Here is a 25,390-nt window from a genome sequence, read left to right as displayed (position 1 = left end):
GTGGCGACCCTGACCCAACGTGCGCGCCGGGCGGCGCGTCGTCCGCTGGACACACTGGACGACCTGGGCGACCAGATGTCGTTCTACCTGCGGGCCCTGGCGTGGATCCCGAAGGCGATCACGCAGTACTTCAAGGAGACGCTGCGGTTGCTGGCCGAGGTCAGCTTCGGCAGCGGTGCGCTCGCGGTGATCGGCGGCACCGTCGGCGTGATGATCGGCCTGACGGTCTTCACCGGCACCGTCGTCGGTCTGCAGGGCTACGCCGCACTGAACCAGCTGGGCACCTCGGCGTTCGCGGGGTTCATCTCGGCGTACTTCAACACCCGTGAGATCGCGCCGCTGGTGGCGGGGCTGGCGTTGTCGGCGACCGTCGGATCCGGTTTCACCGCGCAGCTCGGCGCGATGCGGATCTCGGAGGAGATCGACGCGCTGGAAGTGATGGGTGTCCCGAGCCTGCCGTATCTGGTGACCACGCGGGTGATGGCGGGCTTCGTGGCGGTGATCCCACTGTACGTGCTGGGTCTGCTGACCTCGTACCTGGCTTCCCGCACGGTCACCGTGTATCTCTACGGGCAGTCGGCGGGTACCTACGACCACTACTTCAACCTGTTCTTACCCCCGGAGGACGTCTTGTACTCCTTCGGCAAGGTCCTCATATTCAGCGTCGTCGTGATCATGACGCACTGCTACTACGGCTACCGCGCGAGTGGCGGCCCTGCCGGCGTCGGTGTGGCGGTCGGCCGCGCGGTCCGGACCGCGATCGTGACGACGGCGGTACTGAACATCTTCCTGAGCCTCGCCATTTGGGGCACGACGACGACGGTCAGGATCGCGGGATGAGTGCACAGGGTGCGTTGAAGACGGTGCGGCGCCGGATGCTGGGCGTCGCGTTGCTCGTGGTGATCGCGTTGTTCCTGAGCCTCACCGTCGCGAGCTACCAGAAGGCGTTCCGGTCGACCGTGGACGTGACGTTGCAGGCGGGGTCGTCGGCGAACCAGCTGCTGCCGAATTCCGACGTCAAGGTGCGCGGAATGATCATCGGTGAGGTCCGTGACATCGCGACGAACGGCGACGGGGCCGAGATGCAGCTCGCCATCGAACCGGACAAGGCGGAGATGATCCCGTCGAACGTGTCGGCGCGGCTGTTGCCGAAGACGCTGTTCGGCGAGCGGTACGTCTCGTTGGAGCTGCCGCAGAACGCGGGAGCCGACAACATCGCCTCGGGTGACGTGATCCAGCAGGACCGCTCGAAGGCGTCCATCGAGCTGGAGAAGGTCCTCGCGGACACCATGCCGGTGTTGCAGGCGGTGCAGCCGGACGACCTGGCCGCGACGCTGAACGCGTTGAGCCAGGCGTTGGAGGGTCGCGGCAAGCCGCTCGGTGAGACGCTGTCGCAGTTGAACACCTACTTGGAAGGATTCAACCCGTCGGTGCCGCAGCTGCAGGAGAACCTGCAGCAGCTGGTGGGCTTCGCCGAGACCTACGAGCAGGCCGCGCCGGACCTGCTCAACGCGCTGGAGAACTTCTCGACGACCTCGCGGACCATGGTCGAGCAGCGGGACAACCTGGCCACGCTGAACTCGCAGTTGACCACCACCTCGAACGACATGACGGCGTTCCTGGAGGCCAACGGGGACAACATCATCCGGCTCGGGGAACAGAGCAGGCCAAATCTGGACCTGCTGGCGAAATACTCGCCGTCCTACCCGTGCTTTCTCGGGGAGATGGCCGAGTTCGTCCCGCGGGTCAACGAGGTCTTCGGCAAGGGCACGAACGAACCGGGCCTGCACATCACGCTGGAGGTCAACCAGAACCGTGGCAAGTACGAGCCCAACCAGGACGAACCGGAGTTCAACGACAAGCGCGGGCCGCGTTGTTACCCGCACGACCAGCTGCCGAGTCCGTTCCCGCAGTACCCGCCGGAATCCGACGGGGGGCCGATCCAAGACGGCTCCACACCGCCGCCGTCCAGGAACACCGTCGAAGGCCCGTCCGGCAAGCCGCCAAACACCGGCGGCGAAGCGCAGACCAGTGGGCCGCAGAGCACGTCGCCGCAGGGAACCGGCTCGGGGCTGGGCGTGGTGAACTCCCCGGCGGAACGTGACTTCGTCTCGGCGCTGCTCGCCCCGACGATGGGCGTGCCCGCGAACGAGGTGCCCGAGTGGGGCTCCCTGCTGGTCGGACCCGTGCTTCGCGGAGCGGAGGTGAGCTACCGATGAACGCTCGGAGTATCGCGGGACCGCTCACGAAGTTCATCATCTTCGTGTTGGTCACCTTGTTGGCCACGTTCGTGCTCGTCCTGACGATCGCGAACACCGACCTGCGCGCGTCGGACTCGTACACGGCGCGGTTCACCGACGCCACGGCTCTCGAGGAGGGTGACGAGGTCCGGATCTCGGGTGTGAAGGTCGGCGAGGTCGAGGCGGTGCGGGTGCACGACAACCGGCTAGCCGAGGTCGACTTCTCCGTGGGGGAACGCAGGGTTCCCAAGTCGGCGAAGGCGATCATCAAGTACCGCAACCTGATCGGGCAGCGCTACATCGCCTTGGAGCAGGGGCCGGGCAACCCGGGCGACTACCTGCCCGCGGGCGGCATGATCCCGCAGGAACAGACGAAGCCGGCACTGGACCTGACTGCGTTGCTGGGCGGGTTCAAACCGCTGTTCCAGGCCTTGTCGCCGGAAGACGTCAACAAACTGTCCTTCGAGATCATCCAGGTTCTACAGGGCGAGGGCGGCACCGTCGAGAGCCTTCTGGCCCGCACGGCGTCGCTGACCTCGACGATCGCGCAGAAGGATCAGGTCATCGGTGAGGTGATCACCAACCTCAACGGCGTGCTGGACACGGTGAACGCGCGGGACCAGGAACTGAGCGGTCTCATCGTCCAGCTCCAGCAGGTCGTGTCCGGCCTCGCTGCCGACCGCGAGCCGATCGGGGACGCGATCACCGCGTTGGACGGGCTGACGAACACGACCGCCGGCTTGCTGAACGAGGCGCGTCCCCCGTTGAAGGAAGACATCGCCCGGCTCGGGGGCCTGGCGAAGAACCTCAACGATAACGAGGTCATCACCGAGCGGGTTCTGAAGAACATGCCGAACAAGCTGGACACGATCACGCGGACCGCCACGCACGGTTCTTGGTTCAACTTCTACTTGTGCAAGGCAGGCGGCCAGGTCGACGTGGGCGAGAACACCAAGATCAACGTGCCGTTGCAGCCCGTGACGCAGCCGAGGTGTCGCCGATGATGAGTTTTCAGAAACGCGATCCACTCAAGATCGGTGTGGCCGGCGTACTGGTGCTGGTGCTCGGGTTCTTCGCGGCCATGAACTACCAGGATCTGCCGCTGATCGGGGGCAAGACCTACGAGGCGCACTTCAGCGAGGCCGCGGGACTCAAGGCCGACAACGAGGTCCGGGTGGCCGGCGTGAAGGTCGGAACGGTGCGCGACGTCGAGCTCGAAGGCGACCACGTGCTGGTGACCTTCGACGTCGACCAGGGATGGGTCGGCGACAACAGCAGTGCCGCGATCAAGATCAAGACGTTGCTCGGGCAGAAATACCTCGCGCTGGAGCCGAAGGGACTCGAGGAGCTGTCCACTTCGGAGCCGATTCCGATGGAACGGACCATGGCTCCTTACGATGTCGTCGAGGCTTTTCAGGGGCTCTCGCAGACCGTCGATCAGGTCGACACCAACCAGCTCGCGGACAGCTTCCGGGTCATGTCGGACACCTTCTCCGACACCCCGGACGAGGTGCGCGGTGCTTTGGACGGTCTCTCGGCGTTGTCCCAGACGATCGCCAAACGCGACGACGAGCTGCGCAAGTTGCTGGAGAACACGAGCCAGGTCTCCAAGACGGTCTCCGACCGCAACGCGGAGTTCGAGAAGCTGCTCGCCGACGGAAACCTGCTGCTGCAGGAGATCCGGGATCGGCGGGAGGCGATCAGCGGCCTGCTCGACGGCACCCGAGCACTCTCGGCGGAGCTGACCGGGCTGGTCGACGACAACCAGGCGCAGCTCGGCCCGACTCTGCAGCAGTTGGAGCGAGTGACCGGGATGCTGGAGCGTAACCAGGAGAGCCTCGACGCGAGCATCCAGAAGTTCGAGCCGTTCACCCGGCTGTTCTCCAATGTGCTCGGCAACGGCCGGTGGTTCGACACCTACATCTGCGGTCTGTTGCCGCCCGCGGTCGGCCCGATCAACCCGGAGGGCTGTAACCCATGAGTCCAGCAGCTGTGGCCGGGCGCCGCTTCGGCGCCCGCAGCCTCGCGATCCTGTGCGTGCTCGCGCTCGTGATCTCCGGTGCCGCGTGGTGGGTGTTCTCGAACGCGGCCGAACGCAAGATCACGGCTTACTTCTCCGCCGCGGTCGGCGTCTACCCGGGCGGGGACGTGCGGATGCTCGGCGTGCCGATCGGGTCGATCGACACCGTCCAGCCCCAGGGTGAGACGGTGAAGGTGACCTTCGACCTGGAGAACGACGTCGAGGTTCCCGCCGACGCGAACGCGCTGGTCGTCACGCCGAGCGTGGTCGCCGACCGCTACGTGCAGCTCGCACCCGTCTACAAGGGCGGGCCGCAGATGCAGAACGGGGCGACGATCCCGAAGGAGCGCACGGCGACGCCGGTCGAGTTGGATCAGGTGTACAAGAGCCTCAACGACCTCTCGACCGCGCTCGGCCCGGAAGGGGCGAACAAGGACGGCGCGCTCAGTGAACTGCTGGACACCTCGGCGCAGAACCTCAAGGGCAACGGCAAGGCGCTCTCCGACATGCTCCAGAATCTGGGCGATGCGGGCAAGACGCTCTCCGGCAACAGCAAGGAACTGTTCGCCACGGTCGAGAACCTGCAGAAGTTCACCACGATGCTCGCCGAGAACGACGCGAAGGTGCGCGAGTTCAACACCCAGATGCAGGACGTGAGTTCGTTGCTGGCGGGAGAACGCGAGGACCTCGGTGCGGCGCTGGCGGAGCTGGCGGTCGCGCTGGACAAGGTGGAGAGCTTCATTCGCGACAACCGCGAGGCCCTCAAGTCCAATGTAGACAAACTGACTTCGGTGTCGCAGGTGTTGGTGGACCAGAAGGCGGCACTGGCGAAGTCGCTCGACCACGCGCCGGTGGCTCTGGGGAACCTCCAGAACGCGTACAATGCCTCCTCCGGCACGCTCGATACGCGAGCCGTGATGAACCAGATGGCCCAACCGCCGTTGGTGTCGGTGTGTCAACTGGTGAAGGACAAGCAGGAAAAGCAAGGGATCCCCTTCCCGGAGCAGCTGCTCGGTCCGTGCGGCAAGGTCGACGAGCTACTGAGTCAGGGCAAGCCGCTCACGCCTGACTTGCTCGGCGGGCAAGGCGCACCAGGTGATTCCGGCACCCAGAGTGCGCCGGCCCTTCCGTTGGACGGGTTGACCAAGCTTGGAGGTGGCCAGTGAGCAGGGTTCTGATGTCCCGCAGCGGCACCCTCAAGGCGGTGGCCGCAACCGCAGTGGGTCTGTTGCTGCTCAGCGGCTGCGGGTTCAAAGGCGCCAACGACATGCCGTTGCCGGGCGGTGCGGACATCGGCGACGACCCTTACCAGGTGCGGGTGCAGTTCCGCGACGTGCTCGACCTGGTGCCCGCCGCCGGTGTGCGGGTCAACAACGTCCCCGTCGGACGGGTGGACGACGTGCGGCTCGCCGACGGAAGCTGGAACGCCGAGGTCACGCTCTCGGTCAACGGCGACGTCGAACTGCCGGCCAACGCCGTGGCACGCGTGCGGCAGTCCAGCCTGCTCGGCGAGAAGTACGTCGAGCTGGCCCCACCACCGGAGCCGCAGGGCGGCGCCGGTCAGCTCGTCGACAACGACCTCATCCCGATCGAGCGAACCAACCGCAACCCGCAGGTCGAAGAGGTGCTCGGCGCACTGTCGTTGCTGCTCAACGGGGGCGGCGTCGGCCAGTTGCAGAACATCACCCAGGAACTCAACGCGGCCCTCGAAGGACGCGGCGGTGACATCAAGTCGCTGCTGGGGAACCTGGACGAACTCGTCGGCGGTCTCGACGCGCAGCGTGGGGACATCACTCGCGCACTGGACAGCGTCAACCGGCTCAGCGCCACGCTCAACGCTCAGCGTGACGACATCGACACGGCGCTGCGCGACCTCGGACCCGGCCTGCAGGTCCTCAACGAGCAGCGCGGCCAACTCGTCACCATGTTGCAGTCGTTGGATCGACTCTCCGGCGTTGCCACGAACGTGGTCAACCAGAGTCAGGACGACCTGGTGCACAACCTCGAACAGCTTCAGCCCACGCTGCAACAGCTCGAAGCCGCGGGCGACAACTTCCCGAAGGCGTTCGAGATTCTGCTGACGTACCCGTTCCCGGACGCGGCCGTCGAGGGCATCAAGGGCGACTACACCAACCTCTACGTCAACATCGACATGAACCTGTCCACGATCATCGGCAACATCGTCGAAGGTTCGCCGCCACCGCCGCCGGAGGGTTCAACGCCGTTCGCCCTGCCGCCTTCGCCTGCGCCGGAACTCCCTGAGGTCCCCGGGCCGGGGCTTCTGCCTGGCCTGGAAGGGTCCGAGCGACAGCAGTCGCCCGAACCGCCCCCGCCGCCGCAGAACGGCGGGGAAGAGTCCGGCGGGCCGCTCGGTGGCCTGCTGAGTGGAGGTAGTTGATGCTGACCCGCAGGACGCGGCTGCAGATCGCCGCCTTCATTCTCATCGCACTCGTCGGCGTCAGCTTCGCGGGTGCTCGCTATGCCGGATTGGACCGGTTGTTCGGCCCGCGCGGCTACGTGGTGACGATGCAACTCGCGGATTCCGGCGGGATCTTCAGCAACGCCGAAGTCACGTATCGCGGGGTTCCGGTCGGCCGCGTCGGCGAACTCCAGCTGACCGCCCAGGGAATCGAGGTACCGCTGGACATCGAACCCAGCGCGCCGAAGATCCCCTCCGATGTCGAAGCGGTCGTCGCGAACCGTTCCGCGGTCGGTGAGCAGTACGTCGATCTGCGTCCGAAGACCGACGACGGGCCGTTCCTCAAGAACGGCTCGGTCATCGCGCAGGAATCGACGCAGACTCCCGTACCGGTCGAGGACATCATGCTCAACCTCGACTCGTTCGTGAAGTCGGTGCCTGCCGACTCGCTGCGCACCGTCGTCAGCGAACTCGGCACCGCGTTCCGGGACAACGGCGGCAACCTGCAGACCATCATCGACACGACCAGGGAATTCACCGCCGAGGCGCAGCAACATCTTCCGGAGACCCAACAGTTGATCTCCGACGGCACGACGGCGCTGCGAACTCAGAACGAGCAGGGTTCGGCGATCACCTCGTTCAGCCGTGACCTGCGACTTCTGTCCGAGCAGCTGAAGGCCTCCGACGGTGACTTCCGTTCGGTCGTGGAACGTGGTCCCGGCACCGCTCGCCAGGTCAGCGGTTTCCTCGAGGACAACGGCGAACAGATCGGGCCGTTGCTGGCGAACCTGGCCAGTACCTCGGAGCTGCTGGCCACCAAGCAGGACAACGTCGAGCAGTTGTTCGTCACCTACCCGCTGGTCGCGGGCGGTGGGTACAGTGTCGTTCCAGGTGACGGCACGTCCCACTTCGGGATGGTCCTCAACGCCAACGATCCGGCACCGTGCACCGCAGGCTACGAGGCCACGGAGAAGCGGGCAGGCAACGAGTTCGCTCCCGTCCCGCTCAACAGCGACGCGTACTGTGCGGAACCGCGGGGTAGCGATTCCAGCGTCCGAGGGGCACAGAACGGCCCCGGCCAGTAACGGACGAGGCGGACGACCGCCGACGCACCCAGACCCCGACATCGAAAGAGTGGAGAGATGTCGACCGAAACCGAGAATGAAACCGCCCGCGCCCGCAGGCCGCGCGGACTGGTCGCGGCCGTCGTGGTCTTCGTGGTCTGCGCCGCGGCTGCGGGCGGACTGGGCGCGTCCTGGGCGCTGGCCGCCAACGACGACTCGGTCGCCTTCGCCGTCGAGCGCAACCAGGTGATGGAGGACGGTCGACAGGCGATCCTGAACTTCAACACTCTCGACCACAAGAACGTGCAGCGGGGCTTCGACCAATGGGTCGCCAGCTCCACCGGCCCGCTGCGCGAGGAGGTCGAGCGGGGGCGCGAGCAGAACGCCCAGCAGATCCAGCAGGCCAAGACGACCACCGAAGCCGAGGTCGTCGACGCCGCGGTCACCGAGCTCGACCGCCGTGCGGGGAAGGCGAAGATGATCGCCGTGGTCAAGGTCGTGCAAAAGCCAGAGGGACAGCAGCCGTCCGAGAAGCGCAGCCGCTACGAGGCCGAGCTCACCCGCGAGGGCGAGCAGTGGAAGCTCAGCGGTCTCGGCCCCGTCGCCGTCGGCTGACCCCAGCCACCTGCCTACGCGCACCGCTTTGTTCGAGGAGTAGATCCGTTGCCACCATCTCGACGCACCCCGCAGGAGCCGCGGCGTCCCCGCGTCGCTGGTATGCGGAACCGGAGCCGTCAGCAGGGCGCGGCCGCCGGGACCGAGGAGTCGGTCGACCAGACATCCGCGACTCCGGAATCCGCGGTCGGAACGGAATCCGACACACCGGACCCAGTGCAGGACACCGCAACCGCCGGTGGCGCCGACACCGCAACGTCCACAACGGACGGTGTGGCCACCGGCGCTGAACCCGAAACCGACAGTTCGGACGCCGGGTCGAGCCCATCGACCGGCCCCGCGGAAACCGACAGTTCGGACGCCGAATCGCGCGCGTCCGACGACGGGAACACCGACCGCGCCGCGACCGCCGTCGGAGCCGCGGGCGCAACTGCCGTGGCCGCGACGGCGGTCGGTTCTTCGGCGCAGTCGGGGGACACCGAACAGAGCGCGCCGACGGACGGCGCTGAGGACGCAGGCCGGCCGGACCCCCAGGGATCGGATTCAGGCGCCGACGACGAGACCGTCACCGTCGCGACACTGCCCGGTGAGTCCGACACCACCTCCCGGGACGAGGACAGCTCCGACGGCGAGGCGACGACCGCATCGTCCGAGGCCTCGGCCGAGGGTGACGGCGCGACCGACGCGAAGCGCCGGACGTCGCCGCTCGTTCCGATTCTGCTCGGTGCGGCTGCCGTGTGCGCCGCGCTCGCGGTGTGGTTCCTCATCGCGAGCCAGGCGGCCTGGAGCGCGGGCGGCGACAACGAGGCGCTGGTCGACCCGGCCCGCACGAGCGAGGTCAACGGACAGGTCAGCGACGCCGTGGAGAAGTTGTTCTCGTACGACTTCGCGGACACGGGCAAGACGGAGAAGGCCGCCAACGACCTGCTCGTCGGGGACGCCGTGGGTGAGTACAACGAGCTGTTCACGACCGTGAAGGAGCAGGCGCCGATCCAGAAACTGGTGGTCACCACGACGGTGAAGGCCAGCGGCGTGACCCAGCTCGACGGCAATCGCGCCGAGGTGCTGCTGTTCGTCGACCAGAACGCGGTCCGCACCGACAACGGTCAGGACAACATCGGCCCCGCGCAGCTGTCGGTGACGGCGCAGAAGGAAGGCGACAGCTGGAAGATCAGCCAGATCAACCCGCGCTGACCCTCACGCACACCGAGCGAACGGCACTCTCGCCTCGTCAGACGAGGCGAGAGTGCCGTTCGCTTCGCATGGGCGCGATGTGTCAGGGACCGAGATGGAGGTGTCCGGCCCAGCGTGTCGGTGCTTCCGGGGAGGCCGCGCGTTGTGTGCGCGCGGCGTGGTGCAGCGCCTCCGCGGAGCGCTGGGGCGAGAACGCCGAGTCCGCGGTCAACGTCGCGTACACGTCGGCCTGAACCTGCTCGGCACAGTCCGCGTCGAGCTGCCACAGCGAGCCGACGACGTGGGCGAACCCGGCCGCGGCAAGGGATCCCGGCAGCGTCACCGAGGCGCTCGTCGGCGTTTGCGCAGCGGTGGCGGCGGCGCCGAGATAACAGAACTGGGCGTGCTGCAACGCCATCTGGCCCAGTTCGACGAGCCCGAGCGAGGGCTGCTCGCCCCGGTCGAGCAGCAGACTCGCCGCCGGGTGCGCTGGAAAGTGCGTGCTCCGTTCGCACACGTGCAGCCACGAGTGCGCCGGAATCGCCTCGAGCAGGTCGTGCGGGGTCGTGTCCTCCTGGCCCATCAGCTCCGCCTCCGGCCAGGAGCGCGCGAGCACCTGGTTCTGCGCGGGAAGCCCCTGGACACGAGCGGCCTGCCGTAGCGATCCCGCCGCCACGAGACCGCTCCCGACCGGCGGCCGCTGCGCCTGCTCACGCGCACGGAGCAGGGTGCCCAGGGTCGGCGTGTACGACGAGAGGACCCGGTCGAGCGCACTGTCGCCGTTCTCGGCAGTCGCCGCGTGCAACGGCAGGAGCGCTGCGGCGCCGAACGTGCACCACCACACCCGCGGCCAGCGGCCGCCGTCGGCGACCTGGTGCCGGTAGCCCATCCGGTCGAGCACCGGCCGGGTCACCGTGTGCCAGAGGCCCTCGAGCGTGCGCCCGATCTCGTCCGGTCGGCTCTCGTCGAGCAGTGACGCCGCCCATCCGGCGAGCGTCTCGTGGTTCGCGCCCGGCAGTGCGACCGGAAGAACGCGGCCGCCGAAGACGACGAACGCGTCCGAGCGGTAGCGACTGACGTTGACGACGACGACCGGACCCGACTCGCCGACGGCGCGCAACCGCTCGATCGGGGTCCGCCGCAGGTGCTCCTGCTGGCCGTCCATCGCGCGGATCTCGTCCAGCAGTTGCTCCCACGCGGCCGCGAGGCGTTTGCGCCTGCCGTCCTCGGCGGGAACCGGCGGACCGGCGAGGACGTCTTCCTCGGGGGGCCGGTCCAGGAGCCTGCGCACCCGCACGGCCTCGTCGGCGAGCTCGGGAGCGACCCGGTGCAGTTCGCCGAGTTCCCCAGCGGCGGGCGCGACGTCGGCGAAGATCGCCGACCGGCCGTGTTCGAGCAGTTCGAGGGCGTGCTCGGCCGAACCGTCCTCCATGGCGCACGCGGCCGCGTCGGCCAGCATCGTCGCCCAGCGTTGCTGTGTCCTCGGCGGTGCGACGGCCTGTTTGCCGCGACTGACGACCGGGAGCAGGTCGACGGCCGACCGGAACGACTCCACCGCCTCGGGCCAGCGTTGCGCCTGTGCGGCGAGCCTGCCTGCGAGTGTCGCCGCCCGCAGTCGATGGTCGGCGGGCGCCGTGTACTGGTCGGAACCCTCGGCGAGTACACGGCGTGCCCAGCGGTAGGTCCGCCGCTTGCCCGTGTGTTGGTGCGACGCCTGCAGTGCTTGCCCCAGGTGTGCGGCCACGAGAGCGCGCTCGCTCGACGAGCGCGGCATCCGCACCATCACCTCGTCGAAGGTGTTCACCGCTTCGTCGAGATCGGCGGTGGAACCGCTCTGCCGGTACCGGTGGGAGGCGACGAGGCCCAGCTGGATCCGTGCGCGGTACTCGGCCGGCGAGCCTTCTTCGGCGAGTTCGGCGGCCTCGTTCGCGACCTCGGCGGCGCGGTCGAGGTCGGCCGAACCGTCGTTGTGTTCGTACCTGGCGACGAGGGTGGTCGCCAGCGCGGTCCGGACGGCGCACCGAACCTCGGGGGCGCCACCCGCGCGGGTGGCGGATTCACCTGCGGCGACAGCGGTGTCGATGGCGTTCGCGTCGGCTCCGTGCAGGAACAGCCGTCGCATCAACGCGCCGAACGCGGCGAGCGCGGCGGGGCGGTCCGGATCGTGGGTGGCGACGGCACGGATCGCCGGGGACAACGCGCGCAGGCAGCGCCGTAGTCCGCTGGGTTCGCCGGTCGAGTCGACGTGTTCGCCCGCGGTGCGGGCGAGGCCCAGCAGCACCTTGCCGAGCATCGGGTGTTCGGGGTGCAGCACGCCCACGATGCCGATGAACTCGGTGGCCGACTCGTCGAGGTCGGCGAGGTCGCCTCGGAGCCGGAACCGCAACCGCAGGGCGGTGGCGAGTTCGTGAACCGCTTCGCGCCTGGCCGAGCCGTCGGCCAGCCCCCCGACCCCCCGGTCGAGGTGCTGGATCGCCTCGTCGATGTCCTCGGGTGTTCCGGTGCGCCGGTAGCGCGTGAGCAGGGTCGCGCCGAGATGGGTGAGCAGGTCGGAGCTCTCGGCCGAGACCGATCCTGTGTCGCCACTGAAGAAGCTGCGCGCGGCGGAGCGGAACGCGCTGATCGCTTCGTCTCCGGACGCGACGTCGTCGGCCAGCGTGGCGTGCAGCTTCAGCGAGTGCGCGAGCCTGACCAGCGCCGTCGGTCGGCGTGGATCGTTGTCCGCGGTGAGGTCGACCGCGCGGCGGCCGCTGTCGACGGCGTCGGCGGCGAGGTCGGCGCGGCGTTCCCGGAAGGCTCGATCGGTCAGTGCCAGCGACAGGTTGCTCAGATAGAGCACCCGATCCGGGTCGCGTTCGCGGGCGGCGGAGGCGGCGGCGCGGTAGTGGTACGTCGCGTCCTCGAGGTCCTCGGGTGATCCGCTGGCGAGGAACGCGAGCTGGGCGGCGCTGCCGAGGTTGTTGAGTACACCGGCCCGCGCGGGGTCGCGCTCGTGCAGCGTGTTCGCGGTGGCCTTGAGGACTTGGGTGACCCAGGGCAGGGCCTGGAAGTCACGGGTGCTGACGATCCTGTTGAGGGCTTCGAGCGCCTCGGCGTAACGGTGCTGGGTCGGGGCGGGATCGGCCGCGGGCGGTGCCTGGGCCCCGGTCGTGGACTCGGGTGTCGCGGACGTGGACTGGTCCCGCCCGGTGTCCGATTCGGCGTCGGGACTGGCGAACCACGAGTTGCCCGCGGTGTCCTGACGGTGGTGCCGGTGGGCCGTCTCGCCGCGTCGACCCACCTCGTCGTTCATTGCGTCTCCTGTGGCTGTCCCGGGTTTCGCGGTCGTCACACGTTACCGGCGTTCCGCGTTCCCGTGTAGCCCGTTCGTAGCAAACGCCGGTGTCCGCTTCATCCGGGTTCCCGGTCCGCCGGGGCCGGGCAACGGCACGCTCGACTCGCGGTCCTTCGGCGCACCCGGGTGGGTTCGGAGCACGTGGCGTCCGCGCTGGTCGAAGACGTGGTCACGCTGTCGGGATCGCGACGCGGGCGTGTCGACAAATCGACCTGCGAAACCTCGTAGCGATGTCCGTGCGCAGCGAAAATGACCGCTTGCATGGTCGGCCGCCCGCGCCGTTGCCTGCGCCACGAGGGTGATCGAAACGGCATCTCTTGACGTTCGCGCCCGCTGGGGTCACGCTGGTTCCCGACGCGGACGGCTGATCCCGGGACCGAACTGGCGAGGGCGCGGCACGAGACCGACAGGGTGCACTGTCGGGGCCCCCTCGACAGCTGGCGCTGTTCCGGCTAGACTGCCCCTTTGCGCTGCCCGCATTCCGGCGTCCCCGCGTGGGGCCGTAGGATGGTGGCCGCATTTGCACCCTTGACAGCCGTGTTAGCTGAGGTCCCCGCGCCTCGGTTCGGCTGTAGCCAGTTCAGAGTCCCGGAAGGACGCATCTTGGCAGTCTCCCGCGCGACCAAGGTCTCTGCAGCTTCCAACAACGCATCGGGGATCCCTGGGGCACCGAGGCGAGTCTCGTTCGCGAACATTCGCGAGTCGTTGGAAGTTCCCGATCTGCTCGATCTCCAGGTCCAGTCCTTCGAATGGCTCGTCGGCGACGAGTCCTGGTTCCAGCGCCGGGTCGACGCAGGCGAGGACAATCCCATCGGCGGTCTCGCGGAGGTTCTCGGCGAGATCTCTCCGATCGAGGACTTCTCCGGTTCGATGTCGCTGTCTTTCTCCGACCCACGCTTCGACGAGGTCAAGGCCTCCGTCGAGGAGTGCAAGGACAAGGACATGACCTACGCCGCCCCGCTGTTCGTCACGGCGGAGTTCACCAACAACACCACCGGCGAGATCAAGAGCCAGACGGTGTTCATGGGTGACTTCCCCGTGATGACCGACAAGGGCACGTTCATCATCAACGGCACCGAGCGCGTCGTCGTCTCGCAGCTCGTCCGCTCGCCCGGCGTGTACTTCGACCAGTCGGTGGACAAGACCACCGACAAGGACGTCTACAGCGTCAAAATCATCCCCAGCCGCGGTGCGTGGCTGGAGTTCGACGTCGACAAGCGCGACACCGTGGGTGTGCGCATCGACCGCAAGCGCAGGCAGCCGGTCACCGTGCTGCTCAAGGCGCTCGGATGGACCGACGAAGGCATCCGCGAACGGTTCGGCTTCTCCGAGACGCTCATGGCGACCCTGGAGAAGGACCACACCGCCGGGCAGGACGAGGCCCTGCTCGACATCTACCGCAAGCTCCGCCCCGGTGAACCCCCGACGAAGGAGAGCGCGCAGACCCTCCTGGAGAACCTGTTCTTCAAGGAGAAGCGCTACGACCTCGCCCGTGTCGGCCGGTACAAGGTCAACAAGAAGGTCGGCCTGAACCTGCCGTTCGAGTCGGGCGTGCTCACCGAGGACGACATCGTCACCACCATCGAGTACCTGGTCCGGCTGCACGCCGGCGAGGACTCGATGCCCGCGCAGCAGGTTCCCGAGGGCTCGGAGGTCACCGACGTCCCGGTCGAGGTCGACGACATCGACCACTTCGGCAACCGCCGCCTGCGCACCGTCGGCGAGCTCATCCAGAACCAGGTCCGAGTCGGGCTGTCCCGGATGGAGCGCGTCGTCCGTGAGCGGATGACCACCCAGGACGTCGAGGCGATCACGCCGCAGACGCTGATCAACATTCGTCCGGTCGTGGCCGCGATCCGCGAGTTCTTCGGCACCTCGCAGCTGTCGCAGTTCATGGACCAGACGAACCCGATCGCGGGTCTCACGCACAAGCGCCGCCTCTCCGCGCTCGGCCCGGGCGGTATCTCCCGGGAGCGGGCCCAGATGGAGGTCCGCGACGTGCACCCGAGCCACTACGGCCGGATGTGCCCGATCGAGACGCCGGAAGGCCCGAACATCGGTCTGATCGGCTCGCTGGCGACCTTCGGGCGGGTCAACCCGTTCGGCTTCATCGAGACCCCGTACCGCCGGGTCGTCGAGGGCCTGGTCACCGACGAGATCGACTACCTCACCGCCGACGAGGAGGACCGTTTCGTCAAGGCGCAGGCCAACGCGCCGATCGACGCCGACGGTCACTTCCAGGAGGAGCGGGTGCTGGGCCGCCGGAAGGGCGGCGAGGTCGAGCTGCTCGCGCCGACCGAGATCGACTACGTGGACGTCTCGCCGCGGCAGATGGTCTCCGCCGCGACCGCGATGATCCCGTTCCTCGAGCACGACGACGCCAACCGCGCACTGATGGGCGCGAACATGCAGCGTCAGGCGGTCCCGCTGCTGCGCAGCGAGTCCCCGCTGGTCGGAACCGGCATGGAGTTGCGTGCCGCCGTCGACGCCGGCGACGTGGTCGTGGCCGAGAAGGCCGGTGTGGTCGAGGAACTCTGCGCCGACTACGTGACGATCATGGCCGACGACGGCAACCGTCGCACCTACCGGCTGCAGAAGTTCAACCGCTCCAACCACGGCACCTGCACCAACCAGAAGCCGATCGTCAACGAGGGCGACCGGGTCGAGGAAGGGCAGGTCATCGCCGACGGGCCGTGCACCGAGAACGGTGAGATGGCGCTGGGCAAGAACCTCCGCGTGGCGATCATGCCGTGGGAGGGCCACAACTACGAGGACGCGATCATCCTCTCCCAGCGGCTGGTGCAGGACGACGTGCTCACCTCGATCCACATCGAGGAGCACGAGGTCGACGCCCGGGACACCAAGCTCGGTGCCGAGGAGATCACCCGGGACATCCCGAACGTCTCCGAGGACGTGCTGGCCGACCTCGACGAGCGCGGCATCATCCGCATCGGTGCCGAGGTGCAGGGCGGCGACATCCTCGTCGGCAAGGTCACGCCGAAGGGTGAGACCGAGCTGACCCCGGAGGAGCGGCTGCTGCGGGCGATCTTCGGTGAGAAGGCCCGCGAGGTCCGCGACACCTCGCTGAAGGTGCCGCACGGCGAGACCGGCAAGGTCATCGGCGTCCGTGTCTTCAACCGGGAGGAAGAGGACGAGCTGCCGCCGGGTGTCAACGAGCTGGTCCGGGTCTACGTCGCCCAGAAGCGCAAGATCCAGGACGGCGACAAGCTCGCGGGCCGGCACGGCAACAAGGGCGTCATCGGCAAGATCCTGCCCGCCGAGGACATGCCGTTCACCGCGGACGGCAGCCCGGTCGACATCATCCTCAACACCCACGGTGTGCCGCGACGGATGAACATCGGGCAGATCCTGGAGACCCACCTCGGCTGGATCGCCTCCCAGGGCTGGTCCATCGACGGCGACCCGGACTGGGCCAAGCGCCTGCCCGAGGACCTCTACGACGTCGAAGCAGGCACGAACACGGCGAGCCCGGTGTTCGACGGTGCCCGCGAAGAGGAGATCACCGGTCTGCTCGCCTCGACCAGGCCGAACCGTGACGGTGAGCGCATGGTCGGCGGCGACGGCAAGGCCGAGCTGTTCGACGGGCGCAGTGGTGAGCCGTACCCGTACCCGATCTCGGTCGGATACATGTACATCCTCAAGCTCTCGCACCTGGTGGACGACAAGATCCACGCTCGCTCCACCGGGCCGTACTCGATGATCACCCAGCAGCCGCTGGGCGGTAAGGCGCAGTTCGGTGGTCAGCGCTTCGGTGAGATGGAGTGCTGGGCCATGCAGGCCTACGGTGCGGCGTACACGCTGCAGGAGCTGCTCACGATCAAGTCCGACGACGTGCTCGGTCGCGTCAAGGTCTACGAAGCGGTGGTGAAGGGGGAGAACATCCCCGAGCCGGGCATCCCCGAGTCGTTCAAGGTGCTGCTGAAGGAGCTTCAGTCGCTGTGCCTGAACGTCGAGGTGCTCTCCAGCGACGGCGCCGCGATTGAGATGCGCGACGGTGACGACGAGGACCTGGAGCGTGCCGCGGCCAACCTCGGCATCAACCTGTCCCGCAATGAGTCCCCGTCGGTCGACGACGTCGTCAACTGACCTCGCCGCCGGTCCGCGGAGCCTGCGTTCCGCGGACCGGCGTCCGACCCAACTCGGCACCGACAGCCGGTCGCCAGCACCGGCTGACACCTCAACTAAGGGAGAAGACCCGACGTGCTTGACGTCAACTTCTTCGACGAACTCCGCATCGGCCTCGCCACGGCCGACGACATCCGCCAGTGGTCGTTCGGCGAGGTCAAGAAGCCCGAGACCATCAACTACCGCACCCTGAAGCCGGAGAAGGACGGGCTCTTCTGCGAGAAGATCTTCGGTCCGACCCGGGACTGGGAGTGCTACTGCGGCAAGTACAAGCGGGTCCGCTTCAAGGGCATCATCTGTGAGCGCTGCGGCGTCGAGGTGACCCGCGCGAAGGTCCGCCGTGAGCGGATGGGCCACATCGAACTCGCCGCCTCGGTGACGCACATCTGGTACTTCAAGGGTGTGCCGAGCCGGTTGGGCTACCTGCTCGACCTGGCCCCCAAGGACCTCGAGAAGATCATCTACTTCGCCGCGTACGTGATCACATCGGTGAACACCGAGATGCGGCACAACGATCTCTCGACGCTCGAGAACGAGATGAACGTCGAGCGCAAGCGGGTCTCCGACGAACGTGACTCCGACCTGGAGGCGCGCGCCCAGAAGCTCGAGGCCGACCTGGCCGAACTCGAGAACGAGGGTGCCAAGAGCGACGTGCGCCGCAAGGTCAAGGAGGGCGGCGAGCGTGAGATGCGCCAGCTCCGCGACCGCGCGCAGCGGGAGCTCGACAAGCTCGACGAGATCTGGTCGACGTTCACCAAGCTCGAGCCGCGCCAGCTCATCCCGGACGAGCTGCTCTACCGCGAGCTCTACGATCGCTACGGCGAGTACTTCACCGGCGGCATGGGCGCCGAGGCGATCGAGTCGTTGCTTCAGGGCTTCGACATCGACGCCGAGGCCGAGTCGCTGCGCGAGGTCATCCGCTCGGGCAAGGGGCAGAAGAAGCTGCGCGCGCTCAAGCGGCTGAAGGTCGTCGCGGCGTTCCAGTCGACCGGCAACGACCCGAGCGGCATGGTGCTGGGCGCCGTCCCGGTCATCCCGCCGGACCTGCGTCCGATGGTGCAGCTCGACGGTGGCCGGTTCGCGACCTCCGACCTCAACGACCTGTACCGCCGGGTCATCAACCGCAACAACCGCCTCAAGCGACTGATCGACCTCGGTGCGCCCGAGATCATCGTCAACAACGAGAAGCGGATGCTGCAGGAGTCGGTGGACGCGCTGTTCGACAACGGCCGTCGTGGCCGCCCCGTCAGCGGTCCCGGCAACCGTCCGTTGAAGTCGCTGTCCGACCTGTTGAAGGGGAAGCAGGGCCGGTTCCGGCAGAACCTGCTCGGTAAGCGTGTCGACTACTCCGGTCGTTCGGTCATCGTCGTCGGTCCCCAGCTGCAGCTGCACCAGTGCGGTCTGCCGAAGGAGATGGCGGTCGAGCTGTTCAAGCCGTTCGTGATGAAGCGGCTGGTCGACCTCAACCACGCGCAGAACATCAAGTCCGCGAAGCGGATGGTGGAGCGGCAGCGTGCGCAGGTCTGGGACGTCCTCGAAGAGGTCATCGCCGAGCACCCGGTGCTGCTCAACCGTGCCCCCACGCTGCACCGCCTCGGTATTCAGGCGTTCGAGCCGCAGCTGGTCGAGGGCAAGGCGATCCAGCTGCACCCGCTGGTGTGCGAGGCGTTCAACGCCGACTTCGACGGTGACCAGATGGCCGTTCACCTGCCGCTGTCGGCGGAGGCTCAGGCCGAGGCGCGCGTGCTGATGTTGTCGAGCAACAACATCCTCTCGCCTGCGTCGGGCCGTCCGCTGGCGATGCCGCGGCTGGACATGGTCACCGGCCTGTACCACCTCACCAAGCAGGTGGACGGCGCCGACGGTGAGGGTCAGGCGTTCTCGTCGGTCGGCGAGGCGATCATGGCTTACGACCGCGGTGGCCTCGACCTGCAGGCGAAGGTGAAGATCCGGCTCAAGGACGCCGCGCCCAACAAGGACATGGCGCCGGAGGGCTGGGAGCCCGGGGACACGTGGCTCGCCGAGACCACGTTGGGCCGGGTGTACTTCAACGAGAACCTGCCCGCTGACTACCCGTTCGTGAACGAGCTGCTGCCGAAGAAGAAGCAGGCGGCGATCGTCAACGATCTCGCCGAGCGGTACCCGATGGTCGCCGTGGCGAAGACGCTGGACAAGCTCAAGGACGCCGGCTTCTACTGGGCGACCCGCTCGGGCGTGACCGTGTCCATCTCGGACGTGGTCGTGCCGCCGAACAAGACGGAGATCCTGGACGGCTACGAGCAGCGGGCGGACCAGGTCGAGAAGCGGTACCGCCGCGGTGCTCTCTCGCACCAGGAGCGCAACGCCGAACTCGTCAAGGTGTGGACGGCGGCCAAGGAGGAGGTCGCCGAGGAGATGGAGAACAACTTCCCGGAGGACAACTCCATCGCCACGATCGTCAAGTCCGGTGCCGCCGGTAACATGACGCAGGTCGTGCAGCTGGCCGGGATGCGTGGACTGGTGTCGAACCCGAAGGGTGAGTACATCCCGCGTCCGATCAAGGCCAATTTCCGCGAGGGTCTGTCGGTGCTGGAGTACTTCATCTCCAACCACGGTGCCCGGAAGGGTCTGGCGGACACCGCGCTGCGGACCGCCGACTCGGGGTACCTGACCCGCCGTCTGGTCGACGTCTCGCAGGACGTGATCGTGCGCGAGACGGACTGCAAGACCGAGCGCGGCATCACGATGCCGATCGCGGAGGTCCTGCCCGACGGCACGGTGATGCGCGACGCCCACGTCGAGACCAGCGTCTACGCCCGGACCACCGCCGACGACGTCACCGACGCCGACGGCAACGTGGTGCTCGCTCGGGGTGCGGACCTGGGTGACCCGGCGATCGAGAAGCTCGTCGGGGCGAAGATCGCGAAGGTCAAGGTTCGCAGCGTCCTGACCTGTGAGTCGGGCGTCGGGGTCTGCGCGGTCTGCTACGGCCGTTCGATGGCGACCGGCAAGCTGGTCGACGTCGGTGAGGCCGTCGGTATCGTCGCCGCGCAGTCGATCGGTGAGCCCGGCACGCAGCTGACGATGCGCACCTTCCAGCAGGGTGGTGTGACCGCGGACGACATCACGACCGGTCTGCCGCGTGTGCAGGAGCTGTTCGAGGCACGGATCCCGAAGGGCAAGGCGCCGATCGCCGACGCGCCCGGCCGGATCCGGCTGGAGGACAACGACCGGTACTGGAAGATCACGATCATTCCGGACGACGGCAGCGACGAGATCGTCTACGACAAGCTCTCGAAGCGTCAGCGTCTCGCGGTGATCGCGGTGGACGGCACCGAGCGCCAGGTCGCCGACGGCGACCACATCGACGTCGGCCAGCAGCTCATGGAAGGTGCGGTCGACCCGCACGAGGTGCTGCGTGTGATGGGCCCGCGGGAGGCGCAGCTGCACCTGGTCCGGGAGGTCCAGGAGGTGTACCGCTCGCAGGGCGTGGGCATCCACGACAAGCACGTCGAGGTGATCGTCCGCCAGATGCTGCGGCGGGTCATCATCATCGACTCGGGTGCCACCGAGTTCCTGCCGGGTGCCCCGGTTGAGCGCTCGACGTTCGAGTCGGAGAACCGGCGCGTGGTCTCCGAGGGCGGTGACCCGGCTTCGGGTCGTCCGGTGCTCATGGGCATCACGAAGGCCTCGCTGGCGACGGACTCGTGGCTGTCGGCGGCGTCCTTCCAGGAGACGACCCGCATTCTCACGAACGCCGCGATCGAGGGCGCGAGTGACAAGCTGGTCGGCCTCAAGGAGAACGTCATCATCGGTAAGTTGATCCCGGCCGGTACGGGCATCAACCGGTACCGCAACATCCAGGTGCAGCCGACGGAGGAGGCTCGGGCCGCGGCCTACGCGATCCCGTCCTACGACGACGGCTACTACACCCCGGACGTCTTCGGCGCCGGGACGGGTGCGGCGGTTCCGCTCGACGACTACGACTTCGGTCGCGACTACCGCTGAGGCACCGCCCGCGTCGCGGGTACGAGCACGAGGGCCCCTGTCCGTCTCCTCCGGACAGGGGCCCTTTGCTGTGCGTTATGGGATGTGCGCGGTGCTCTGCGTTGGTGGTTCCGTGGCGGAACCTCAGCGCCATCCTCGCTGCGGGATCGATTTCTTGAGTAGCGACCTACGCTGCGATATCGCTGTCCTCGCGAGGATGGCGCTGAGAACCCGCGGGTGGCTGGTCTGCGTAGGTGGCGGGGAACCTGTCGGCGCACTGCGCCTCGGGTGACCACAGGCGGCCTGGGCGTCCTTGTCGAACCGGCACCACGTGGGCGTCCTGCCGGGTAGCGTGCTGGTCGTCGTCGGCGTGGGAGGTTCGATGGATCCGCGGCAGCATGCACCGGTCTTCCGGCACCAGGGCCGGGAGATGAGTCGCCCGTGGACGGTGACGGCGCTACCGGTGCTCGTGGCCGGCGCCATGATCGCCAGAGTCGTCTGGCTCGTCGCCGCGGGCGCTGCGGACCCGGATGCGGTCCTGTTCCCGAGTTTCGTCGTGCACATGCTGCTCGGCGTGGCGCTGCTCGGTGTCACCTTCCTGGTGTTCAACGGCAGCGAACGCGGGCGCGGGGTCCTGCGCGTGTGCGGGCTGCTCCTGTCGCTCGGCGTGGTGCTCGGACTCGCGATCGTCCAGCCGGAGTTTTCGACGGCCGGGGCGATGATGCTCGTCGTCGGAGTCGCCGTGGTCGCGGTGACGGTGTTGTCGATGCTGGCACCGACCCGGGCGTGGTGCCGGGAGGACCGGGACGCACCGCCGGTCGGTGTGAACGAGACCGGCGTCGACTACCTCGCGCAGTGGGCGGCGCAACGCAACTGGCGTCTGTACCGTTCCGTTCCTGCGACCGCGTTGGACGGAGTGGCTGGGCAGCCGGTGCACGACTACCGCCGCACGGAGATTCCGGCCGTTCTGAGTGGAGAGTGGAATGGTCTACCCGCTCTCGCCGCGCAACTCGAACAACGGGCATGGGTGACGAGACAGTCCGGGGCGGCGAGTTCCCGCAGCTTCTCCTGGGAGGACAAGGTCGTCGCCCGGCCCGGTGTGCTCGTCGTCGAGCTTCGTCACCCGGTGCCGGAGCTGGTTGTGGCGTTGCAGCGGAACACCCTCGATGACGTGCACAACCTGTTCACTCGTAACCGGGGGCAGGGCGCGTTTCAGGGGCAGGCGATCGACACGGTGCCGTTCGGCGGCACCGGGCAGCGCTACCACCTCTCGGGTGCCGTCCCGGACTACGTTCGTGCCGTGGCGACACGGGAACGTGTGCAGTGGCTGGCCGCGTTCGGGCAGCCCGCCATCCAGTTCCGGCTCTCCGGGCGGAAACTGTTCGTGTGGGGCCCGTCGCTGCACGACCCGGCGGCGATCGATCGGCTGACCGGCATCGCCCAACAGATCATCAGCTGGATTCCGGCTGCGGCCTACCAGGAGCCTGCCTCCGTCGAGGCCGACCGTCAGCACGCGCCACTTGAGACGCTGGTACGAGCACTCGCATCCCCGAAGAGCTCCTACTAGCAGAAGGTCTTGAACGCTGGAGCCCCTCACCCTGCCGAGGCTGGTTACGTATGACCGTGCCCTACGGGCACAAAAGCCAGTTTTCCAATGCACTCTGAGAGTTCTCAGCGCGACCAGCGGTGCGGTAGCCCGCGCCGCTGGTCGCACTCGCCGGTCACACGTCGAGCTGGCCGCTGATCGTTCGGTCCGCGGGAACGTCCGAGAACCCGCCGCCTTCTGCCTGCTCTTCCAGGGCGTCCGCCGCGTTCCCGAGTTGTTCGCCGGTGTTGTTCAGAGCGGACTCTCCGACGCCGAAACTGTCCGTCGGCGAGCTCTGCTCGTTGCCCTGGCTGTCGAGCGTCGGGCTGCCGTCGTCGTTGATCTTGGTGCTGCTGCCGTCGGCGTTCGTCCGTGCGATGTCGTTGTCGGGGTCGACGGTGACGCCGTGTTGCTCGGCTCCGCGCTGGTATCCGCCCGCGACTTCACCGGCGTGTTCTTTCACGGACCCGAGATCGCTGTTGGCGGTGCCTGCCGCCGAGCTGCCCACTCCCGCGGCGCCGGTGCCGCCGCCGGAGCCGCTGGTGATCTGCTCGACGCTCTCGACGATCCGGATCGTGTCGAGCACGGCCTTGATCGCCGTGATCACGTTCATGATCGTGTTGATGATCTTCGTGATGCGCTGGATGTTCTGTGCGGTTTTCGCGCAGGTGATACCCGCTTGCACCCCGGTGGCCGCGCCCGCGGCCGCGGTCGAAGCACCGAACGTCGGACCCGCAGAGGCGAGCGCGGGAACCCAGGTCATGATCGCCCAGGTGATGAAATCCCCGAGAATGCCCTTGATGACGCCTTCGGCCGCCTCCATCATCGTCGCGCTCATCTGAAGCAGCTCGGAGAGGTTGTTGGCCTGTCCGGCGGTGTTCTGCACGCCCTCGACGAATGTGGCCATCTTGGCGCGGACGGAGTCGGCAGCCTGCCCGTCCCAGTCCTTGAGTTCGCTGTCGAGGGTCTCGGTGAGATCCTGGCCGAGCCTGTCCAGTTCCGCCTTCACCTGGTCGAACGCCTGGGAGCCGGCGGTGAGCGCCTCGGCGTCGCCGGTGACGAGCTGGATCGCGTCCCGGACGGGCGCGACGAAGTCGAGGACGAACTCGACACCCGTGCCGACCAGGAACCCGATCGGATCCAGCGCGACGCTGACCGCGCTGCCCACGTAACTCTCGATGTCCCCGCGGAGCGCTTCGACGTCCCCGGCGGCGGCGTTGTCCGTCGCGCTGATCGCGTCCTTGACGAAGGGGAGATCACCGAACGCGGACGCGTCGACGACGCCGGAAGTGGGGTTGACCGCGGAGTTCTCGCTCAGTGCCTCGACGTTGGCTTCCACCGACGACATCAGGCCACCTTCCCGAGCTCACCGGCGATCTTCTGGAGCTTGGCGGCGATCTCCTCGTCGACCTGCTGGTAGGACTTTCCGCACTCGGTGAGCTTGTCCCCGCAGGACTTCAGCCCCTCGCCGACCTCGTCGAGGTGGCTGCTGAACTTCTCGAGCAGCTCGCGGTACGAGTTGTAGGTGGTGGCCATGCCGAGAATGCCCCAGGAGACCTCGGGGACTTCGGCGCCACTGGCCTGGCTCTTGATGGTGTCGACGTTGCTCGTCATGCCGCCGACGTTGCTGCCGCACGACACAACGCTCTGCGGCGTGACCGCGAAGCCCGGCATCAGTACCCCCTGCTGTCGAGGAAGGAGTCCGGGCCCTCGTCATCGTCGTCGTGCCGCGCCGAACTCTGCTGTCCCGAGTCGGACGTCGGTCGTTCGATGCTGGTTCCCAGCATTTCTTCCTGCGTCTGGAGTACGCGTTCGAGAACGTCGCCCTCGGGAACGTGGCCCTGCACGATCTCGGCCTGCTTGCGGGCGGCGGCGGCGACGGCCTGCCGCAGCGTGCTCATCACGGTGCTCGACAGCTGGATGGCGGAGAGCCGCATCGCTTCCTGGGTGAAGCTGACGTTCGTCACCGCACCGCCCGGGCCGGCGGTCACGGTCACCGTCTTGTCGGACGAGGTCGCGCTCTCCTCGATCGCGGTGATCTCCTCGCGCATCCGCGCGAGATCGCCCTGCTGGCTCTCGGCGCGCTCGGCGGTCGCTTTGAGCGCGTCGAGTTTGCGCTGCATGTCTTCCAGTCCTGGCATGTGCGGCCCCATGTCGTGGTCGGGCGGATGGCGTCGAGACATCTTCTCGAATCCGACATCGATCGTGTGTGGATTCGAGAAATCCGACCGCGAGCTGTGCAGGACTGTGCACTTCGGTGCGTACGGCGCGGCGAGTCCCGAAATGACGAGGGCGCGGGCAGTCGCGCGGCTCAGCTTTCCAGGTCGGAGAGGGCCTTGCGGACCCGTTCGACCTCGGCTTCGAGCTCGGCGAGCTTGGCTTCGTGCTGTTCCCGGGCCTGCGACAGGACGCTCTCGATCGCCTCGGAGATGTCGCCGTGCAGCTCGGCGGCCGCTTTCGACACGCTGGACGCGGGAACGGGCAGACCCTGGACGACCCGTTTGCCGGAGTGCACCAGTTCGGCCTGCCACTCGCCGTCGAGGGTGCCGGTGACGGTCAACGTCAGTTCCACGGTGCGAGTCTTGCGCGCAGTGCTGGCCTTGCGGGTGCGCTTCTTCGGAGTCTCGGCGGGCGCGGCAGCGGTCTCGCTCGCCGGTGTGTCGGACTGTTCGGCGGCAGGCTGCTCCGTGGCGGGCTGTGTCTGCGTGGACTGCTCGTCGCTCATGTGCGCTCCCTCGGGCTCTCGTGACGTGCCGAGCAACCATAGAACACCTGTTCCCCTCCAGGTGTGCGGGCTCGCTTCGACGTAGGCGAGGGGCGAACCGGAA

The 25,390-nt window shown here is 67.6% G+C and carries 17 protein-coding genes; 12 read left to right on the top strand and 5 right to left on the bottom strand.

All coding sequences use genetic code 11. The annotated features are described in order from the left end of the window. The 9 genes from GIY23_RS20345 to GIY23_RS20305 all read left to right on the top strand — a co-directional run bounded on the left by GIY23_RS20345 (nucleotide 1) and on the right by GIY23_RS20305 (nucleotide 9,552). The gene (locus tag GIY23_RS20345) at nucleotides 1-840 is read left to right on the top strand and encodes an MlaE family ABC transporter permease (RefSeq protein WP_154078126.1); all 840 of its coding nucleotides are present in this window, start codon (nucleotides 1-3) and stop codon (nucleotides 838-840) included. Then, on the top strand, nucleotides 837-2,219 hold the full coding sequence (locus GIY23_RS20340; RefSeq protein ID WP_154078125.1) for an MCE family protein: 1,383 nt from the start codon (nucleotides 837-839) through the stop codon (nucleotides 2,217-2,219). Before GIY23_RS20345 ends, GIY23_RS20340 begins: the two co-directional genes overlap by 4 nt. Beyond that, on the top strand, nucleotides 2,216-3,244 hold the full coding sequence (locus tag GIY23_RS20335) for an MCE family protein (RefSeq protein WP_154078124.1): 1,029 nt from the start codon (nucleotides 2,216-2,218) through the stop codon (nucleotides 3,242-3,244). Before GIY23_RS20340 ends, GIY23_RS20335 begins: the two co-directional genes overlap by 4 nt. Then, nucleotides 3,241-4,221 (top strand): MCE family protein, encoded by a 981-nt coding sequence (locus tag GIY23_RS20330; protein WP_154078123.1) that lies wholly within the window; start codon nucleotides 3,241-3,243, stop codon nucleotides 4,219-4,221. The genes GIY23_RS20335 and GIY23_RS20330 overlap by 4 nt, the downstream gene beginning before the upstream one ends. Continuing rightward, on the top strand, nucleotides 4,218-5,426 hold the full coding sequence (locus GIY23_RS20325; RefSeq protein ID WP_154078122.1) for an MCE family protein: 1,209 nt from the start codon (nucleotides 4,218-4,220) through the stop codon (nucleotides 5,424-5,426). The genes GIY23_RS20330 and GIY23_RS20325 overlap by 4 nt, the downstream gene beginning before the upstream one ends. Nucleotides 5,427-5,437: 11 nt before the next feature. After that, nucleotides 5,438-6,658 (top strand): MCE family protein, encoded by a 1,221-nt coding sequence (locus GIY23_RS20320; protein ID WP_154079010.1) that lies wholly within the window; start codon nucleotides 5,438-5,440, stop codon nucleotides 6,656-6,658. Next, nucleotides 6,658-7,764 carry an MlaD family protein gene (locus GIY23_RS20315; protein ID WP_154078121.1) on the top strand — a complete coding sequence of 369 codons (1,107 nt, stop codon included), beginning with the start codon at nucleotides 6,658-6,660 and terminating at the stop codon, nucleotides 7,762-7,764. Before GIY23_RS20320 ends, GIY23_RS20315 begins: the two co-directional genes overlap by 1 nt. Nucleotides 7,765-7,821: 57 nt before the next feature. Then, nucleotides 7,822-8,358 carry a hypothetical protein gene (locus GIY23_RS20310; RefSeq protein WP_154078120.1) on the top strand — a complete coding sequence of 179 codons (537 nt, stop codon included), beginning with the start codon at nucleotides 7,822-7,824 and terminating at the stop codon, nucleotides 8,356-8,358. A gap of 102 nt (nucleotides 8,359-8,460) precedes the next feature. Then, complete coding sequence (locus GIY23_RS20305) at nucleotides 8,461-9,552, top strand: prolipoprotein diacylglyceryl transferase (RefSeq protein ID WP_154078119.1); 1,092 nt, start codon at nucleotides 8,461-8,463, stop codon at nucleotides 9,550-9,552. Nucleotides 9,553-9,634: 82 nt separating this feature from the next. On the opposite strand, the gene GIY23_RS20300 is transcribed toward GIY23_RS20305, so the two are convergent. Beyond that, the gene (locus tag GIY23_RS20300; RefSeq protein ID WP_154078118.1) at nucleotides 9,635-12,823 is read right to left on the bottom strand and encodes a CHAT domain-containing protein; all 3,189 of its coding nucleotides are present in this window, start codon (nucleotides 12,821-12,823) and stop codon (nucleotides 9,635-9,637) included. Between the two features lie 645 nt (nucleotides 12,824-13,468). Between GIY23_RS20300 and rpoB the strand changes: the two genes are divergently transcribed. The 3 genes from rpoB (at nucleotide 13,469) to GIY23_RS20285 (ending at nucleotide 22,544) form a co-directional block, all read left to right on the top strand. Then, entirely contained in the window at nucleotides 13,469-16,972 is a 3,504-nt protein-coding gene (rpoB, locus tag GIY23_RS20295) for a DNA-directed RNA polymerase subunit beta (protein ID WP_154078117.1), read from the top strand. Nucleotides 16,973-17,086: 114 nt separating this feature from the next. Next, a complete protein-coding gene (locus GIY23_RS20290) occupies nucleotides 17,087-20,998 on the top strand; it encodes a DNA-directed RNA polymerase subunit beta' (RefSeq protein ID WP_154078116.1) in 3,912 nt (1,303 codons plus the stop codon). A 361-nt stretch (nucleotides 20,999-21,359) separates the two neighbouring features. Beyond that, a complete protein-coding gene (locus GIY23_RS20285; protein WP_154078115.1) occupies nucleotides 21,360-22,544 on the top strand; it encodes a hypothetical protein in 1,185 nt (394 codons plus the stop codon). A 154-nt stretch (nucleotides 22,545-22,698) separates the two neighbouring features. Here the strand turns inward: GIY23_RS20285 and GIY23_RS20280 are convergent, their stop codons facing one another. The 4 genes from GIY23_RS20280 to GIY23_RS20265 form a co-directional block, all read right to left on the bottom strand. After that, nucleotides 22,699-23,910 (bottom strand): WXG100 family type VII secretion target, encoded by a 1,212-nt coding sequence (locus GIY23_RS20280; RefSeq protein WP_154078114.1) that lies wholly within the window; start codon nucleotides 23,908-23,910, stop codon nucleotides 22,699-22,701. Further along, nucleotides 23,910-24,176, bottom strand: a complete 267-nt coding sequence (locus GIY23_RS20275) for a hypothetical protein (protein ID WP_154078113.1) — start codon at nucleotides 24,174-24,176, stop codon at nucleotides 23,910-23,912. The genes GIY23_RS20280 and GIY23_RS20275 overlap by 1 nt, the downstream gene beginning before the upstream one ends. A gap of 59 nt (nucleotides 24,177-24,235) precedes the next feature. After that, nucleotides 24,236-24,745, bottom strand: coding sequence for a YbaB/EbfC family nucleoid-associated protein (locus GIY23_RS20270; protein WP_154078112.1), 510 nt, complete (start codon nucleotides 24,743-24,745; stop codon nucleotides 24,236-24,238). Nucleotides 24,746-24,873: 128 nt separating this feature from the next. Continuing rightward, nucleotides 24,874-25,287, bottom strand: coding sequence for a DUF6319 family protein (locus GIY23_RS20265; RefSeq protein WP_154078111.1), 414 nt, complete (start codon nucleotides 25,285-25,287; stop codon nucleotides 24,874-24,876). Nucleotides 25,288-25,390 lie beyond the last annotated feature (103 nt).

This window comes from Allosaccharopolyspora coralli (assembly GCF_009664835.1).
Lineage (GTDB): Bacteria > Actinomycetota > Actinomycetes > Mycobacteriales > Pseudonocardiaceae > Allosaccharopolyspora > Allosaccharopolyspora coralli.
The sequence above is the reverse complement of the archived record's forward strand: the minus strand, read 5'-3'. Positions and strand labels throughout refer to the sequence as shown.

Bases quoted from the DNA above. Each gene is read 5' to 3' on its own strand.
- GIY23_RS20340 (WP_154078125.1), top strand. From the start codon at position 837: ATGAGTGCACAGGGTGCGTTGAAGACGGTGCGGCGCCGGATGCTGGGC.
- GIY23_RS20335 (WP_154078124.1), top strand. From the start codon at position 2,216: ATGAACGCTCGGAGTATCGCGGGACCGCTCACGAAGTTCATCATCTTC.
- GIY23_RS20330 (WP_154078123.1), top strand. From the start codon at position 3,241: ATGATGAGTTTTCAGAAACGCGATCCACTCAAGATCGGTGTGGCCGGC.
- GIY23_RS20325 (WP_154078122.1), top strand. From the start codon at position 4,218: ATGAGTCCAGCAGCTGTGGCCGGGCGCCGCTTCGGCGCCCGCAGCCTC.
- GIY23_RS20320 (WP_154079010.1), top strand. From the start codon at position 5,438: ATGTCCCGCAGCGGCACCCTCAAGGCGGTGGCCGCAACCGCAGTGGGT.
- GIY23_RS20315 (WP_154078121.1), top strand. From the start codon at position 6,658: ATGCTGACCCGCAGGACGCGGCTGCAGATCGCCGCCTTCATTCTCATC.
- GIY23_RS20310 (WP_154078120.1), top strand. From the start codon at position 7,822: ATGTCGACCGAAACCGAGAATGAAACCGCCCGCGCCCGCAGGCCGCGC.
- GIY23_RS20305 (WP_154078119.1), top strand. From the start codon at position 8,461: ATGCGGAACCGGAGCCGTCAGCAGGGCGCGGCCGCCGGGACCGAGGAG.
- GIY23_RS20300 (WP_154078118.1), bottom strand. From the start codon at position 12,823: ATGAACGACGAGGTGGGTCGACGCGGCGAGACGGCCCACCGGCACCAC.
- GIY23_RS20285 (WP_154078115.1), top strand. From the start codon at position 21,360: ATGGATCCGCGGCAGCATGCACCGGTCTTCCGGCACCAGGGCCGGGAG.
- GIY23_RS20280 (WP_154078114.1), bottom strand. From the start codon at position 23,910: ATGTCGTCGGTGGAAGCCAACGTCGAGGCACTGAGCGAGAACTCCGCG.
- GIY23_RS20275 (WP_154078113.1), bottom strand. From the start codon at position 24,176: ATGACGAGCAACGTCGACACCATCAAGAGCCAGGCCAGTGGCGCCGAA.
- GIY23_RS20270 (WP_154078112.1), bottom strand. From the start codon at position 24,745: ATGTCTCGACGCCATCCGCCCGACCACGACATGGGGCCGCACATGCCA.
- GIY23_RS20265 (WP_154078111.1), bottom strand. From the start codon at position 25,287: ATGAGCGACGAGCAGTCCACGCAGACACAGCCCGCCACGGAGCAGCCT.